Origin of the sequence: Pseudobutyrivibrio sp. OR37 (genome assembly GCF_900113655.1) — a bacterium.
GTDB lineage: Bacteria > Bacillota > Clostridia > Lachnospirales > Lachnospiraceae > Pseudobutyrivibrio.
In genome coordinates this window covers 1-15,076 of the sequence record NZ_FOQF01000048.1, presented here as the reverse complement: position 1 = coordinate 15,076, position 15,076 = coordinate 1, and the positions used below count along the sequence as shown (strand labels likewise).

The window sequence follows — 15,076 nt, the reverse complement described above, 5'->3', positions numbered from 1 at the left end:
ACATATAAAGCCAACTTTTCAGTTGCTGCTCACATGTGCAAAAAGTTTTACCGCGGTATTACATCTCCACCTGATTTAGAAACCATCATATCAAGAAATCTTGTACCCATTAGACCAGACCGACATCGTGAAAGATACCAGTCAGCAAGAATCTTTAGAGGTTTCTTATATAGAGTAGCATAAAAATGAAAAGTTAAAAATGTTATTTAGGCAGATATACAATCTGTCTTCTTTTAATGTCTAAAAAAGGAAAAAACGAGATTGAAGCATATCACTTCAATCTCGTTTTCTTCATCGTAGCCTCCACCGCAATGTTAACTTAATGACATTGGGCGGAAAGCCGCGACACTTTGTCTACACTCTGAAATCTCACATACAACTGTATGTGAGATTAATGCGGGTGACAGGAATGTAACTTTTTTTCAAAATATAGCATATTTTCAAAGGTTATCCCACATCTGCCCCTTATGCAATCATTAAAAAGGGGCACTCTAGGGGCGAATCAATCGTCCCATTCGCGTTCACTGGCTCCTTCTTCAATGTCTGTGGTCCACACTTCCTCCATGCTCCTCTCCCCTGTTTGGGACATCATTATCATCACCGCCCTGATCGAGTAATGTTTCCAACGCCTTTTTTAATACATATGGAATTCGGTCTCCGCCTATTGCCAGGTAGTTTTCCATTAATGACAAGGCTTCAGTTCCTATGTAAAATCCAATAACAACTATTCTTATATTAACCAAAGATTCACAGCCCAGCTGCTCCGCTATCATGTCTAATCTACAGGCCACTAATACAATCATTAACGTGAGTCCCTTTTTCAAAAGGCCATCCCAACAGGCACTCGAACTAAGCCGTCCCGTCACTGTCTTTTTTGATTTACCCTTAGCTGCAACTGCAAGACCTGATATGTAATCAAATATCATACAGATAATCAATGTAGTTAGGAATACATCCCAGCCGCCAAACAATGAAGCAAAAATTTCTGCTAAAATTGCAAAAAATATCCCAACCTTCTCTTTGGGCTGGGAAAAATACGCGATTAGTGTTCTGGTAACGCTCATATTATTCATTTTTTTCATAACCTCCTTTGTTATGCTCTCTTTAGCTGTCCCTTCTTTAACTTATTAACGAGCTCTATATTCTGCACCGCTGTACCTGTGTAGTTTGTGATGCCATTTGCTTTGGCGAGCTTGGTTCGGTGCGCCTTTGATGTGTCTTTTTCACCGACCGCCGCAAGTGCTGATACTATCGAAGTGCTATTGCCTGTATACTTTGGATAGTATGCGTCATTTACGGGAACTGCTCCAATTAACGCATCATCAAATAGTACATCCATGTCAACATCGTCCTTTATTCCGTTGACTTTGCCCTTCTGTGAATACTGCCATGCTTTGGCGTATGCTTTAGGGCTAATGGTTGAATTTGGATTGAATGCACCCGTATCACGTAACGGATAACGTGCTATCCAAAATGGATATGTCTTAGCCAGCCTTGAACCATCTAGCACGTTTAGGAACCAATCACGGTTGCAATAGATACCAACCTTTAATCCGCTAGCCTTTAGTGTATTTGCCATCACATTAATGATGTTAGTAAGGTTGTTTTTTCCTAATGACTTAATGCTAGAATCTTCCATATCAAGCCATACACCGCAAGTAATCTGCAACCCTAATAATACTTTTACAATTGCATCCGCCTCGACTTTTGCCTGTGTTGTATTTTTTGCATACACATATCGGTATACTCCAACGGGAATGCCGTTTGCTGTTGCTCCTTTATAATTAACAAGAAACTTTGGCTCGATTGTATTATCTTTTTTGGTTACTTTTAGGATTGCAAAATCCTTTTTTACTTTGCTCCAATCAATGTTCCCCTGCCATTGAGCTACATCTATTCCATATTTCATATCTTACCTCCTTTGTTATCACAGGAGAGGTTATCCCCTCCTGTGTGCTAAATTGAGAGAGCCATTACTAACTCTCTCACCATGTTATAAAGGTTCGTTTACTGTAATTATTGCGTCTTCATTAACACCGTTAGCAGATATTCTCATATAAGCGATGCTGGCATTGTCGGGCACCGTAAACTGAGTGATGTAGTTGTTACTATCCTCAGCATATTCTATATTAGGTAATGTCACTTTAGTAGTTGGGTCTATAGCTACACCATTGTATAATTTTGCATATACGTGGTATACAATTGCATGGCTTGTGTCGAAGAATCCTAAGTAGTCATGGTCAGTATCACCATCATAGAGCTGAACATTCTTCAATCTAATTACATCACCTGATTTAACAGGAATGAATCCTGTAACTCCGCAACCCTCTTTGGTTCTTTCCTCGGCAGTTGTATTAAGTCTAGTATTGGCTTTGTAACCAACGGAATTGTAGACATTACCCTCAGCGTCCTGTGATAGTGGTATTACATTTGTATAAGACACAACAGGCTCCGTGTAATAGCTTATATCTCTATTGTTACCATTGCCATAACGTACCGCATGGATAGTGTAAGTAGCTCTATCAATCACGAATACGTCATACGCGGTAAAATCAGCAGTGCCAAAGGTTCTTGTGCTACCGTCATTTAATTCTGAATTGCCCGCACAAGTAGTAGACAGATACAAGATACCATCTTTAATTTCGTTCTTATCTGCGTGAACATGACCGTTAATACAACAGATAATCTTATCAGCATAAGGATTAACGATATTTCCCCACCCTAAAGGCTCGTTCCAATCATTCACACGAGTTGACTTGTCATCAGTTAAATCACCTAGTGGGTGATGTGAGAAGATTATAGCTTCATAACCTTGTGGTAATGTTGCAAGTGCATTTGATAGAAAAGCCTTTGTCTTTTCAATGCCGTATCCGTTTAGGCCTTGCGAACAAAGCATAATGAAACGGACATTAACACTGTTATCATCGTAATAACAGTTGGTAGAACTATCTATTGTGTTAGCCACTTTATCCTTAAATGGATTAGTCCTATGCGCCATGAATACTGCACTAGAAGATATGGTCTGTATATCTTGCTTGCCATCATGGTTGCCCACAAGATGGAATACGGGGCAGTTAGCCCCATCAAGAGCATTAGTTACACGCTGAACACCACTTGACATATCAGCTACATCTGACGAATTGTAGCTATCACCACCTAACACACAGATGTTGAATGGAAATAACTTTGTCAAATCCCTCATGGTACGTAACTGAGGGATAATCTCATTCTCTTTAGTAGGTGAGTTGACATGCTGATCTGTGCTGAAGCCGATAACTATAGGATTATCGATGTTGTAATACTGCTGCAGCTCTAACAACACACTTTCCATTTCTGTTTTTGCATAGGTTGGATAATCTGGAGCTGCCGTACCGGTTCCATCCACTCCGTCTTTTCCATCTTTTCCATCCTTGCCATTTGTACCATCTTTACCCTTAAGTGAATTCAGCCACTCTTCAACTGTTCCACTGAATCCATTTTCCACAGCAAGCTCATAAGCTGATTTGCCATCTGAGCCATCAACACCATCTTTTCCATCCTTACCGTCAGCACCAGCAATAATCTCACCATTTTCAAATGCTTCGGAAACTTTCTCATTCACAAGTGCTTCGACGTTTTCAGGATTCACATTGGCATATATAACACCAGCATGGCATCTTATAGAGATTGCATTGTACTGCCCCTCTATTCCATTAGCTCCTGGAACATGCTCTGTGTTCAGAGTGGCCTCTAATCTGAATGAAACTATCTCAGTCTTGCAAACCGTTGGTGGATTGTCGTCAAATACAATCTGTCCTTCAACTTTAACTTCTGTATCAGTTTTTCTACTAAGTCGAATGGTATCATCCTGGCTCAATGGAATTAAGATTTTATTGTTTGGCTTAATCTCAACTTCCTTCTGTGATAGCCTCTTCTCAATTTCTCCAGCCACTGACGAAAGTGTGATAATAATCTCGGATACATTTGACATTTCAATGTCATGTTCGAGTATTACTACTCCTGTTTCTCCACTTTTCATGTTGTTCTCCTTTCTTTACATTATTCTTATTAAGCTATAGCGAACTAATCTAGCAGCGCTAGGATTGACCAGCTCAAGCATATTGTTAACCTTCGCTGTTATAGTGCACGGTGCATTCTGTGTTTGGCTTAGGCTTAGCAGTGTTGGAGCTAATGAACCGTATGCATTAACAAGCTCGCCATCGACGTTAACAATCTTGTCATCTCCACCGACAATTACTAGTCGAGCTGTTGCGCCGTACACCTTTTTGTCCGATATGTTGTGAGCTGTGCATGTGAGAAGATATGTGGCGTAGCAGTCAAGATGTATTGTCACGTCGGTATCAACGTCGTCGAGTATTCCCGCTAAACCAGCTTGATGATTTCTTCGGATTTGCTCATCTATCAGATGTGTGGCCAAATCCACCTTGTTGAATCTGGTTAGCCTGCTGTCAGGTAAGCCAACAGCGAATATCATATCTTCTGATTTGCGGCTTGTGTACATATGCGACTGACAATTATATATGCTAAGACCAACACCGCTAATGTTGTCCGCTCCAACAACATCTCCGCTAGTCATTGTGGCCTGTCTGCCTATCCACACTCCAGAGTGATATATAGAATCCGAGATATAACTATCTTCGGTGTAACCCGTGTAAGGTTGATCTAGAGATATTTGCTCTACGTATGCTGAACCAAATGTAGCTTCACTGGCTTTTAGCGCAAATTGATGTTTGTCAATATGCGATGTTTTGTCCTTTAACTCTTTAATTGCTTGATTACTCTTTGTTATTTCACTTTGAAGGCTATCTATCTCTTCCTGCAAATGCCCTGCTGCATTAGCATCGAGAATGTCTTTTATCTCGTTTATCCATTGTTCAAATTCAGCTCTAGCTTCAGCACTCCATGCATTCATCTGTTGGTTAAGCATTGCGGTATTGAACTCTGATATTGAACTCATCACTCCACATCTGGCATTCTCATAACGAGTATCTACTATCTTGGATGTGAGTATTCTTTCGGAATTCTTCCCAACAAATATATCCGCAAGCCCTATCTCGTATATAGAGCCTGAACGTGTTAGATCAGGACGTACAGGATTACTGCTAGGTACTCCTTCTACTATGTGTAAATCGCAATCTCTAACTGGGTCGTTATCATCAAGTCGAAGCACGACTGTGTCTATGCGATCATACATATTAGAAGATGCCTGTACTACAAGTGTTCTCATATCTTCTTCGAGAGCCATGCAGCCATCCACCACGGCGAAGCCAGGGCGAACAACTACTTCCATTCCTTCTCCTGCCGCAACTTGTAGATTAGCTGTTACCGTAGGATCTATCCCTGTTTTAAAAAGTGACTTGATAAGCTTACGCAATGGCTCTGATGTGATAGCTCTGTCATACTCAGGGATACCATCTTCATCAAAAGTAACGTGTGAATCTATTGGATATGCTTTCATCTTTTTATCCTTCCGTTATTAATTATCTGTATCGAATTTCATCGATAATGTGTGTGTACCTTTTTTAATTACTTCAGTACATTCAATCAAAACAGCATCCTTGGATAGTTGGATTTCAGGAACTTCGAGAGAACATTTATCTCCCAAATCAAAATCTTCCATGTATACGTAAGAGCCTGGTATTGCCTCAAAATCGAATGCTGCTTCTTTAACATGTTTGCTTAGTTCTTCTTTGGCTGCTGCATGCATAGCGTCTATGTAATCACTCGATATAGAATAATCGCTCTTTCTCAGTGATTCATCCACGTAAAGAAAGCGCGCTCGTTCACCGCCTGCCGCATTGATTGCCGCCTGTATATCTGTATGGTCGATATTGTCATTACTATAAGTGTTAGATGCTATGTAGCTATTGCGATAGTTTCCCGTATCCAGTTTGATGTTTGGATTCTTCAAGTTTCCAAATGCTGTAGAAAATGTGACCGGATTATCCTCTATCTCATGGCTAGCTGTCAGATTGCGCCCTTGCACCGGTGCAAATGTCCTTGTATTAGAAACAAAATCATAAAGTATCTTGTAGCTCATTTCGCTAGGCTTTAAAATCGTATGGATTTTATCGCCTAGTCTAGCTTTGATACGTTCATGTTCTGCGTGTTTGCCTCGGTGTTTAGAAGTGCCTACTGCGATATCCAGTATTGCTGATTTTCCTTCCACTTGAACATCTTTAAAGGCTCTAAAAAACTCAATTGCTACATCTTCTGCTTTGCCACTTTGGTTCACCCAGGATGGGGCGTTTAAAATATTTCCTTCGCCCTTTGGATATACGCAACGCTCGTTCAATTGCTCTTCCAGGAAGTAGCCACTTAACGCAAATACGTATCCTTCGTTTCCTGCGATATAGTTAACTTGGGTTATTTCCCCAACCTCTGGGCGGTCTTTTGTATACAGGTACTTGACCGCGGGGTTGTATGTTCGAGCAGGAATCTGCACTGAAAAGGTGCCGCTTTCATACCATTTGCGCCGCCACTGCAAATTCGTATAAGCGATATAATCTACCATGTTAAATTGGGCGTCTAACCCAATCAGCTCAATTGTTTTCATTTAAATTGCTCCATACTGTTTGTTGTAGTAAACTGTAACATTTAAATGGCTGCTACCGTTATCGGCATCATACTGAATAGTGTTATCCCCGCGCTTTAAAACCATGTTTGTGAAATTGCTGGTCCTGTCGCAATGGCCGACGTAATTCACTCCATTTTTGGTGATTCTAGGCGGCTGAGCGATAAAATCCATTTCGATAACATCGTTTCGTTGCATGGTATCAATCACACGCACGTACTCTCCATTGATGAGTATCTTCGGATTGATTACTTCATCTGTTGCACTTATGGATATCTTGCAATACGTATCTACATCTCCGCTATTATTAAGCGTGACAAGCTGAGCAAAATTGAAAATGCCACCTGCTCTGCCTCGTGGAGTATTTGGAGTGATTGAACACATATATGGAAATCCAGCCATCCCGCGTAAGGCAGCTATATTTTTTCCAAAATCATCAATGCTGGACCAATATGGGTTTGCAAACAGAAATGTAATTGTGAGCTTAAGCGCTCCGTGTTTCAAGTGGCTTTCGGGACAAGATAGCTTCTCGATTTTTCCGATTGAAAATACATCATTCAATCCCCATTTAACACATAACTTATATCTTTCTTTGGCTGTAAAAAAAGCAAGGACGTTTCTCCTTGCCAGATCATGACCGTTAGATGGTCGATAAGTAAATGTGACTGTTCTATCCTTTTTGCCAAGGTGTTCTGATACTATATCTCCGCCGTCTCTATTAGCTGAATCAACAAAGCCTAAGTCGCTTTGGAAACCTCCAAAACCACTTAGGCCGTCCTTGCTAATCACCCAATCGAGTCCTTCGCCAGCTTCGAATTTAGCATTATCTGACATTCTATAAATCTGTATTAATAAATTACTCATATTCTCTCCTATGCCGGCTCCCATGTAGGCTCATCAATCATAAGCCCATACATTGACTCTAGTCTGATTTTACGCGCCATTTCATCGGCACTGTTATCAGTAGTTTGAATATTGACTGTCTGATTATAGTTGAATCCTCCAGTTGAAGGTCCATTGTCGCGTGGTTCTATATCCAAATCATCAATATCTAATTTAGATACAAGATTCTTACTTAACTCATCCATTGGCTCAAGTGCTGATTCATTGTACATTCTAATACCAACACCAATGCCTTCTGGTATCCATCGACCCACTTCGTCTCTGAACTTTCTCGATGGTGAATGTATTTCCAAGGCATCCTTAATAGCATCAAGACAACTATTGGCCAGTTCTTTCATGTATTCCCAAATGAGATGAGCTGCCTTTTTTAGTCCCGCCAATATTCCTTGGATAATATTAGCGCCAGTGCCATTCCAATCCGCATTTACGAATTTGTCATGCACACTCTTTACAAGCGTTACTACCGTTTTGATAAGAAGTGGTATTGCTATTAATAATCCTTTGGCCAGTGCCCCGATTAACTTTTTTGCAGCTTCTAGCCAATCATAACTAATAAGTGCTTTATCCATCTCGAAAACGAGCTGTAGTACCGCCTCTATCAAGTATGGCAAATTTGTTAAGAGCGCTTCTGCTAAATTAATAATAGTATTTACAGCTACATCAATCATGGCTGACGGATCGTCAGCTAATTGTTTTACTAAATCTGTAGCACTCTGAATCACATTTGTTATTACATCCGGCAAGGATGTAATAATGCTTCCTGCCATTGGAATTAAGTTCTTGGCGGCAAAGTTGAAGCCTTGCTCAAAGAGAGTACTAATATCAGCTGCAATCTGTTCAGGACTTGCACCTGTCGTTAAATCTGCCAATAGGTTAGTTACACTCGCTTGCATCGCCTGAAATGAACCAGTAAGTGTGGTCTCGGCTTCATGCGCCGCAACTCCCGTCAATCCAAGATTATCCTGCACGTCATGAATTGCCGCGTACACATCGCCAAGATTATTGATATCATAGTGAGTTACCTCACCAGTGGTCTCCTCGTGGAGCTTTTCGGCATCCTTAAGAAGTCTTTCCATCTCTCCTTTGGTGCCTCCGTACCCGAGCTTCAGATTATCCAAAAGCATATACTGGCCTTTGGCAAAGCCTTGGTATGCACTTTGAATCTGTTCCAATGGAGTGCCCATTTTGGCACTGTTATCAGCCATATCTAATATAGCTGTGTTTGCCGCTTCCGCCGCTGCTTTAACGTCGCCGCCCAAGCTCTGCTTGAGTGCAGCTCCAAAAGATACAGCCTGTTCGGCGTAATCATTCATGGATATACCGGCGGCAACAGCATCTCTTGCGTACTTTTTAGCACTACTGCTGGCATCCTCGTACAATGTATCGAGACCGCCGAAGCTCTGCTGCAAATCACCGCCAGCATCAAAAGCCTGCTTTACTATAGCTCCAATTCCTGCGGCCGCTATCATACCCTTGAGTTTGCCAATCATAGCAGTGCCATAAGTACCACCAGCTTCTTCGCCTGCACTAGATACATCGCCACCAATTGCGCTTTTGATGCCACCTTTAAATCCCTTAGCAGAAGGAACCAACTGCACATATGCTTTTGCAATCTCTGTTGCCATTTTATTCCTCCATGTGCTTTGAATTAAATTCTTGCATTGCTTTTTTATAATCATCCACAGAAACAAATGAAATGATATCTGTTTCTGTTTCTTTTTCTTTACCTAACAGTTTAGGTGTCAGTAATGAATCTTGAGATTGATTAAAATGTACCGCTGAATACCGGTCCAAAAGCATCGCAAGAAGTATCGTGTTTATATCATAGTTAACACCTGACAGTTTAAGCTTGATGCGTGAATCATTCCTCAGACCACATACCAAAGTCGCCACCCTAATGGCAGGTAGCGACTCCATATCGTATACATTATATGTTTCAGCTAAATCACAAATGACCGCATCCTCATCAATGTATAGCATGTGGCTGAGGATCAGGAGTTTTTTGTTTGCTTGTGTGCTTTAAAGATTGCGATTAAATCCTGGAATAAAACCTGAGGAGCAATATAGCCATCGTGCTCTTTAAGGATATGTTTTTCCAGCTTTTCGCCGCCATCCTTAAATAGCAATTCCTCTATCTTTCCCATGGTATTAATAAAGCGAGGAATATCTTCTGGATTATCCTCGCTCATATCTTCATATTCTGCTAATTTAGAGAGTGCCTTAATAGTTCTCCAATCCGAGAATCTCTCTTCTGGAATAGCGTATTTGAACCCGCTTGGGGTAACTCCTGATATAATCATAATTCACTCCTTCTTATTCTGTCGCCGCCGAAATGTATTCATGATGCGAGAATCCATCTGCATCAGGGAATGCGGCTATGCTTAAGTCGTAGCCTGTTACTTCGTTATCCTTGTAGACAATATCTCCAATCTCAGCAATTTTAGCATCTGGGATAACAATTCTCTTCTTTCGATTTCCCTTAAGCAGCATTTCGACTACCCAAACGTATTCTACCGACTCTTCATAAGACACATGTACCGCAATAGCTCCTTCTGCCTCTGATACATGATTTTCTCCGTATACAGTCTTGAGAACGTTTGTGTTTAATGTCTCGATAAGCTTAAACTTAAAGCCGTCTGTCTTTTCTGTCTGCTGAGAATTAACCTCAACACCTCCCCAAGCCTTAATTGACTCTGAAGACATTTTGTAAGAGTTGGTAAGGCCATCGTTTGAGACGTAGCCCAGCTCTATATATGCCTGTGGAAGTACTGTTGTGGCATCTGTTGGCACTGCTGTACCGATAGGTGCTCTAAATAAGCATCCTGCGACCTGTGGCTTGCCAGTACTTACTTTTGTAGCATCCATTCTTCAATGCTCCTTTCTAATAATACATATCAAATACCGCTTGGTAGCGATATTCTTTTTTAGTCTTGTCAGTGAAATTGTAATCAGTATTACACTTGCAGCTACTTATCTCTGTTTCACTTGCTATGCCAAACTTATCAATGCCATTGCCCTGCATTTCATCCTTAACAAATTCATTGAGTGTGGCTGCGTCTTGCATTGTTTCACCATAGCTTTGAATTATGATTGTAGACTGATTAAGGAAGTTCTCTCTAGGAGATCCACCAGTTTTTTCAATCAAGCAATAATCCTTTACGCTTTGGTCGGTAGGTTTCGTGAGAAATACAGGTACATCTAATTTTTCTTCTAGATATATCTTTACAATTAATTCAATAATCATATCCTCTCCTTAGCGCAATGCTTTTAGAAGCTCATTATCATTCAGATTTTTTCTCCAAGTATGCTCATCGGTTGTTTTGATTGAGACATTTGCTCTCGTCTTACCAACACGAGCATCCTTTTCGTAATTTCCTTCGCAACGGCCAATAATATCATCAGCCTGTTGGTCAAGAAAATTCTGAACTTCTTCTGATTTTAGCAGTTCCTGTATTCCTTCATCACTTAGCTCAATTTGCACTTCACTCATAAGCTTCCACCTTTACTTGTGTATTCCACTTACCTGGCACATTTGCCTCGGTCTGTGTTAAAGGAAAACCATAGCTCTTAAAGCGCTGTCCTCTGATGATGACCTCGCAATCCTTCCAGTTATGTGTATCTCCCTTTGGGATTCCTAATACGTAAGCTATACGCTTACCATATAGATTGAGGTCTTCAATCGCCTGATCACTTGTTGGCTGTCCGACTAAAACATCCTCTACATTTGCGACGTCGCAAACGGTTAATGGTTCATCAAAATCGTTTGTTCCAACTACTCTTTTTTGAATTAAAGTTACAGTTTCACCTTTTATCATTGACTAAATCCTCTAGAGGGCTTGAAAAACCTATTTTGAGTTTTTGCCCTAACATCTGTCTTTCAATCTTTGATATATACAACTCACCGGTTGTGCCGCCGCTCATTGTCCAGCTCTGAGAATAGCCTAAAGCTGCCATAGAGCCTTGTGTTGCTCCCATGGGAACACCGTCGCTGCTGCATCCAATAGCTCGTGATACCATACGGATTGATACAAGCTTCTTCGTCTCGGAAGTGGCATCTTCATTGATACCATCAATAATCACTGCCGCCTCTTCTAAAAGTGACTGACATGTTACCCCTTCTGTATCGCTTAATGTTCGCCCTAATCTATCTTCGATATCACCATTAATAGCATAAGTTGACATATCTTACTCCTCTGTATTTTCCTCTGCTTCCTCAGCAGGCTCATTCGATTCTTCTGTCTGAGCCTTAGTTTCTTTAGCAGACTCCTTCTTGTTAGCCTTAGAGTTTTTAGCGGCCAGCTTGTGGCCAGCCGCCTTGTATTCCTCAACTCTATCTTCCGCTACTAACATCTTAGAACCTGTTAATGAGTGGATGAATTCGACCATGATCTTAGCCCTCTGCTGCTGTTAAGCGGTTGAAGCAATGAGTGTCAGCGCGGAATCCGACCTCAATTTCAGCCTTAACAGCGAACATGTCCTGCTGCCAGAGGTTAATCTCTGTGTTCTCGTCTACCTTAAGAGTAGCCTCTTTAGAGATGCTAATCTTTACTCCTTCAACAGTTCCGTAAAGAGCCTGAGTCCAATCTCCGGCAATACCTACTGTTGATGGTGTGTTGCCTGTGCCCTTCTTGTAAGCGCCCTTTGACTGATATGTAGGAGCGCCAAGGATCATTGGAACAGCACCTTCAGCAACGCTGTTAATGAAAATAGGTCTACCTGTTGTATCCTTTGATAGTAAGAGGATACTCTTACCCTTTGGTGCAATAACATAGCCACTTGTTATACCATCATGGCCTGCAATATCAGCATCTGCTGCAACAAGTCCATCGTATGCGTTTGTTCCAATGTCCTGAGCTGTTGCTGCTGCAAATGTATCAAAGTTCTCTCCTGGAGCTGTTACGTTACCAAATACAGTTGCATCAAATTTCTTTGCAAGAGCACCTGGTAAACGTCTAACAAGCTCATCGTAAAGGGTTGTTAGGTCACGCTGGAACTCATTCGAGAATGGAACGATTACGCTAAGCTTGTATGCCTGCATTTTCTTCTTTGCAAGCTCTGGGTTGGAAACTGCAATACGCTCTGTCTCTCCGCCCCATGAAGCCTCAACATCTCCTACGATAACAGGGATTGTTGTACCGCCTCCTGGTAGCTTAATTTCTCTAGCAAGTCTCATGACTGCTGAATTTTCCTGTACCTTCTGAATAATCTCTTTTGCAATGTCCGAAGGTAAATCTACATTGCTTCGGTTTGTCTGTACACCTGGCATTTATTTTTTCCTCCTAAATTAAGTTACTAGCCCACTTAGCGAACTGTTCACTAGTAGAGCCTTTGCCTGCGCCTCTGCTTTCGCCACCATCTTTTACCTCTGGATAATCTCCGGTTGGCTTTGCAAATGCAAGGATGCTGTCGGCCTGTGCAGCGCAATCATCCTCTGTGGTAGCTGTCAATAACTCGACAGGAACCTTCTTTTCCTTTGCGACCTTTTCGCGAATGCCGCGAAGCTTCTCCGCTTCATTCTTGGCTGTGAGTTCAGCCTGAAGACTGTTGACCTGATCGGTAAGCTTTGTAACTGCATCTCTGCTGTCCTGAGATGCGTCATACTTCTCAGCCTTAGTCTTTAAATCCTCATAATCGCTGTACTTTTCCTTTTCACGCTTGAGCCTAGCTTCAATCATGCTATCTACCTGCTCCTGTGTGAATGTCTTTGGTGTTTCATTTCCCTGTGTGCCTTCACCACTTGCACCAGTGTTTGTTCCGCCGTTATTATCTGGCATAACTTTTTCCTCCTATGAGTGTGTTCTCCTCGTTTTATTGGCACGAGTTGCCAATTTTATGCATAATAAAAGCACTAGGGTTGTTCCTAGTGCTTAGTAGCATCAATTTTAAAATATTAATCCAATTTCAAGGGCTAACTTTATTATAGTGTCAACCTTTTGCTTGAGGAATTGACCTACCTCTTTCATTTTATCGTTATCTTCAAGATATCGAATGCCCTGAGCTGTAATGATTAAATCTTTTTCTTCAAATAAAGCTATTAAATCATTTCCCCAAACTTCTGCGAATAATGCATTTTTTATTAGGCCCTCATCCTCCATCAACTTATACACCCTCAAAAGATATTCCTCATTAATATCTTTTCTGCCTATGGCTTTATCAAACTCTTTTTGATTGAATATCCTGTTGTTTTTCATGACGGCATACAAGTAAACCAATATCTTGAAAACTATCACGTTATAATCATCTCTAGCCATATGTACCTCCCGTTTGCGACGTCGCAATTTTGCGCATAATAAAAGCACTAGGGTTATTCCTAGTGCTTAATAGCATCATTTTTTACCTTGTATCATTTTCAATCCACTTAATTCTTGCACTAAATTGTAACCAGTGAAACTGGATGTCGAATGTCTTAATCCATGGCGGATAGTGGCAATCTCTCCAAATTATCCTGATTGTGGGTATTATGAAGCATTGACCTCTATTGATGGTTACGTCTCTGCCTATTCTATATTTTTTCACTTTCATCTCCTTTTTTGCACCGGTGCAAAATTGCATAATAAAAGCACTTACCTAGGTAAGTGCTCAGAGTGTAGACAAAGTGTCGCGGCTTTCGCCGCGACCTTTTCTTTTTTTATAAGGAGGAACTGGAGTCGGCAGACTCCAGTTCTTTCATTTTTAGTCCTTCTAAAGTCTAAAGAAGCCTTGATTTTACAAGCTTTTTCACCTCTTTTTTGGTATAATAATACTATCAAAATAAGGGGTTAGAATAATGATTACAGAACAAAACGAGAAGGCTAGAAAACAGATTGAATTTGTATGTACTGATGACTTGGTTCCTCAAGATCATCTTTTAAGAATTATAGATAAAGCTATTGATTGGTCTTTTATTTATGATTTGGTCAGAGATAAATATTCTCCAGATCAGGGGCGACCAAGTATTGACCCTGTTACTCTCATCAAAATCCCATTGATTCAATATTTATACGGAATAAAAAGCATGCGCCAGACTATAAAAGAGATTGAGGTGAATGTTGCTTTTAGATGGTTCTTAGGTCTAGAACTCTATGACAAGGTTCCTCATTTTTCGACCTTTGGAAAGAACTATTCAAGAAGATTTGAAGGTACGGATTTATTTGAACAAATCTTTCAGCACATCTTGGAAGAATGCTATCGCTTTAAACTTGTTGACCCAACAGAAATTTTCGTTGATGCAACTCATGTAAAAGCAAGAGCTAACAATAAAAAGATGCAAAGAAGAATCGCTCAGCAAGAAGCATTGTTTTATGAAGAGATGTTAAGAAAAGAAATAACATCCGACAGAGCTGCTCATGGAAAAAAGCCATTGAAAGATAAAGACGATGATGACCACTCATCTGGTTCATCAAGTGGGAATGACAAGTTTGAAGACTACACTGATGATGTTCCATTGGATGGTAAAACAATCAAGTGTAGCACTACCGATCCAGAAAGTGGATGGTTTAGAAAAGGTGAGCACAAGCATGTCTTTGCATATGGAATTGAAACTGCCTGTGATAAGAATGGGTGGATTTTAGGCTTCGATGTTAATCCTGGCAATGAGCATGACAGCAGAACTTTCAAAGG

19 protein-coding genes and 1 pseudogene are annotated in these 15,076 nt (G+C 40.8%); 2 read left to right on the top strand and 18 right to left on the bottom strand.

What is annotated here, in order from left to right; genetic code table 11:
* Nucleotides 1-183, top strand: a pseudogene (locus tag BM097_RS16450) (IS4 family transposase); the annotation flags it as partial.
* A 353-nt stretch (nucleotides 184-536) separates the two neighbouring features.
* On the opposite strand, the gene BM097_RS15165 reads toward BM097_RS16450, so the two are convergent.
* The 18 genes from BM097_RS15165 to BM097_RS15080 form a co-directional block, all read right to left on the bottom strand.
* On the bottom strand, nucleotides 537-1,082 hold the full coding sequence (locus BM097_RS15165) for a phage holin family protein (RefSeq protein WP_242944734.1): 546 nt from the start codon (nucleotides 1,080-1,082) through the stop codon (nucleotides 537-539).
* An 11-nt stretch (nucleotides 1,083-1,093) separates the two neighbouring features.
* Nucleotides 1,094-1,909 (bottom strand): GH25 family lysozyme, encoded by an 816-nt coding sequence (locus BM097_RS15160; RefSeq protein ID WP_090552313.1) that lies wholly within the window; start codon nucleotides 1,907-1,909, stop codon nucleotides 1,094-1,096.
* A gap of 84 nt (nucleotides 1,910-1,993) precedes the next feature.
* Entirely contained in the window at nucleotides 1,994-4,018 is a 2,025-nt protein-coding gene (locus tag BM097_RS15155) for a metallophosphoesterase family protein (RefSeq protein WP_090552309.1), read from the bottom strand.
* A 15-nt stretch (nucleotides 4,019-4,033) separates the two neighbouring features.
* Complete coding sequence (locus tag BM097_RS15150) at nucleotides 4,034-5,458, bottom strand: hypothetical protein (protein WP_090552305.1); 1,425 nt, start codon at nucleotides 5,456-5,458, stop codon at nucleotides 4,034-4,036.
* A gap of 18 nt (nucleotides 5,459-5,476) precedes the next feature.
* Entirely contained in the window at nucleotides 5,477-6,556 is a 1,080-nt protein-coding gene (locus BM097_RS15145; RefSeq protein ID WP_090552302.1) for a Gp37-like protein, read from the bottom strand.
* A complete protein-coding gene (locus BM097_RS15140) occupies nucleotides 6,557-7,438 on the bottom strand; it encodes a phage distal tail protein (RefSeq protein ID WP_177197485.1) in 882 nt (293 codons plus the stop codon).
* A gap of 8 nt (nucleotides 7,439-7,446) precedes the next feature.
* A complete protein-coding gene (locus tag BM097_RS15135) occupies nucleotides 7,447-9,102 on the bottom strand; it encodes a phage tail protein (protein WP_090552295.1) in 1,656 nt (551 codons plus the stop codon).
* A 1-nt stretch (nucleotide 9,103) separates the two neighbouring features.
* On the bottom strand, nucleotides 9,104-9,457 hold the full coding sequence (locus BM097_RS15130; protein WP_090552292.1) for a hypothetical protein: 354 nt from the start codon (nucleotides 9,455-9,457) through the stop codon (nucleotides 9,104-9,106).
* An 11-nt stretch (nucleotides 9,458-9,468) separates the two neighbouring features.
* On the bottom strand, nucleotides 9,469-9,777 hold the full coding sequence (locus BM097_RS15125; protein ID WP_090552288.1) for a hypothetical protein: 309 nt from the start codon (nucleotides 9,775-9,777) through the stop codon (nucleotides 9,469-9,471).
* Between the two features lie 13 nt (nucleotides 9,778-9,790).
* A complete protein-coding gene (locus tag BM097_RS15120) occupies nucleotides 9,791-10,342 on the bottom strand; it encodes a phage tail tube protein (RefSeq protein ID WP_090552285.1) in 552 nt (183 codons plus the stop codon).
* A 16-nt stretch (nucleotides 10,343-10,358) separates the two neighbouring features.
* A complete protein-coding gene (locus BM097_RS15115; RefSeq protein ID WP_207647038.1) occupies nucleotides 10,359-10,721 on the bottom strand; it encodes a hypothetical protein in 363 nt (120 codons plus the stop codon).
* Nucleotides 10,722-10,730: 9 nt separating this feature from the next.
* Nucleotides 10,731-10,967: a hypothetical protein gene (locus tag BM097_RS15110; RefSeq protein ID WP_090552282.1), complete on the bottom strand. Its 237-nt coding sequence runs from the start codon at nucleotides 10,965-10,967 to the stop codon at nucleotides 10,731-10,733.
* The gene (locus BM097_RS15105) at nucleotides 10,960-11,292 is read right to left on the bottom strand and encodes a hypothetical protein (protein ID WP_090552279.1); all 333 of its coding nucleotides are present in this window, start codon (nucleotides 11,290-11,292) and stop codon (nucleotides 10,960-10,962) included. Before BM097_RS15105 ends, BM097_RS15110 begins: the two co-directional genes overlap by 8 nt.
* On the bottom strand, nucleotides 11,279-11,659 hold the full coding sequence (locus tag BM097_RS15100; RefSeq protein WP_090552276.1) for a Gp19/Gp15/Gp42 family protein: 381 nt from the start codon (nucleotides 11,657-11,659) through the stop codon (nucleotides 11,279-11,281). Before BM097_RS15100 ends, BM097_RS15105 begins: the two co-directional genes overlap by 14 nt.
* 3 nt (nucleotides 11,660-11,662) lie before the next feature.
* A complete protein-coding gene (locus BM097_RS15095; RefSeq protein WP_090552273.1) occupies nucleotides 11,663-11,863 on the bottom strand; it encodes a hypothetical protein in 201 nt (66 codons plus the stop codon).
* A 4-nt stretch (nucleotides 11,864-11,867) separates the two neighbouring features.
* Nucleotides 11,868-12,743: a phage major capsid protein gene (locus BM097_RS15090; protein ID WP_090552270.1), complete on the bottom strand. Its 876-nt coding sequence runs from the start codon at nucleotides 12,741-12,743 to the stop codon at nucleotides 11,868-11,870.
* Between the two features lie 13 nt (nucleotides 12,744-12,756).
* Nucleotides 12,757-13,251 carry a capsid assembly scaffolding protein Gp46 family protein gene (locus BM097_RS15085; RefSeq protein ID WP_090552267.1) on the bottom strand — a complete coding sequence of 165 codons (495 nt, stop codon included), beginning with the start codon at nucleotides 13,249-13,251 and terminating at the stop codon, nucleotides 12,757-12,759.
* Nucleotides 13,252-13,359: 108 nt separating this feature from the next.
* Nucleotides 13,360-13,728, bottom strand: coding sequence for a YjcQ family protein (locus tag BM097_RS15080; RefSeq protein ID WP_090552263.1), 369 nt, complete (start codon nucleotides 13,726-13,728; stop codon nucleotides 13,360-13,362).
* Between the two features lie 515 nt (nucleotides 13,729-14,243).
* Here BM097_RS15080 and BM097_RS15075 point away from each other — a divergent pair.
* Nucleotides 14,244-15,076, top strand: an 833-nt coding sequence (locus BM097_RS15075) for a transposase (protein ID WP_143085006.1), incomplete at its 3' end; no start/stop codon positions are given.

Coding starts and splice junctions, on each gene's coding strand:
- BM097_RS15165 (WP_242944734.1), bottom strand. CDS start 1,082: ATGAAAAAAATGAATAATATGAGCGTTACCAGAACACTAATCGCGTAT.
- BM097_RS15160 (WP_090552313.1), bottom strand. CDS start 1,909: ATGAAATATGGAATAGATGTAGCTCAATGGCAGGGGAACATTGATTGG.
- BM097_RS15155 (WP_090552309.1), bottom strand. CDS start 4,018: ATGAAAAGTGGAGAAACAGGAGTAGTAATACTCGAACATGACATTGAA.
- BM097_RS15150 (WP_090552305.1), bottom strand. CDS start 5,458: ATGAAAGCATATCCAATAGATTCACACGTTACTTTTGATGAAGATGGT.
- BM097_RS15145 (WP_090552302.1), bottom strand. CDS start 6,556: ATGAAAACAATTGAGCTGATTGGGTTAGACGCCCAATTTAACATGGTA.
- BM097_RS15140 (WP_177197485.1), bottom strand. CDS start 7,438: ATGAGTAATTTATTAATACAGATTTATAGAATGTCAGATAATGCTAAA.
- BM097_RS15135 (WP_090552295.1), bottom strand. CDS start 9,102: ATGGCAACAGAGATTGCAAAAGCATATGTGCAGTTGGTTCCTTCTGCT.
- BM097_RS15130 (WP_090552292.1), bottom strand. CDS start 9,457: ATGCTATACATTGATGAGGATGCGGTCATTTGTGATTTAGCTGAAACA.
- BM097_RS15125 (WP_090552288.1), bottom strand. CDS start 9,777: ATGATTATATCAGGAGTTACCCCAAGCGGGTTCAAATACGCTATTCCA.
- BM097_RS15120 (WP_090552285.1), bottom strand. CDS start 10,342: ATGGATGCTACAAAAGTAAGTACTGGCAAGCCACAGGTCGCAGGATGC.
- BM097_RS15115 (WP_207647038.1), bottom strand. CDS start 10,721: ATGATTATTGAATTAATTGTAAAGATATATCTAGAAGAAAAATTAGAT.
- BM097_RS15110 (WP_090552282.1), bottom strand. CDS start 10,967: ATGAGTGAAGTGCAAATTGAGCTAAGTGATGAAGGAATACAGGAACTG.
- BM097_RS15105 (WP_090552279.1), bottom strand. CDS start 11,292: ATGATAAAAGGTGAAACTGTAACTTTAATTCAAAAAAGAGTAGTTGGA.
- BM097_RS15100 (WP_090552276.1), bottom strand. CDS start 11,659: ATGTCAACTTATGCTATTAATGGTGATATCGAAGATAGATTAGGGCGA.
- BM097_RS15095 (WP_090552273.1), bottom strand. CDS start 11,863: ATGGTCGAATTCATCCACTCATTAACAGGTTCTAAGATGTTAGTAGCG.
- BM097_RS15090 (WP_090552270.1), bottom strand. CDS start 12,743: ATGCCAGGTGTACAGACAAACCGAAGCAATGTAGATTTACCTTCGGAC.
- BM097_RS15085 (WP_090552267.1), bottom strand. CDS start 13,251: ATGCCAGATAATAACGGCGGAACAAACACTGGTGCAAGTGGTGAAGGC.
- BM097_RS15080 (WP_090552263.1), bottom strand. CDS start 13,728: ATGGCTAGAGATGATTATAACGTGATAGTTTTCAAGATATTGGTTTAC.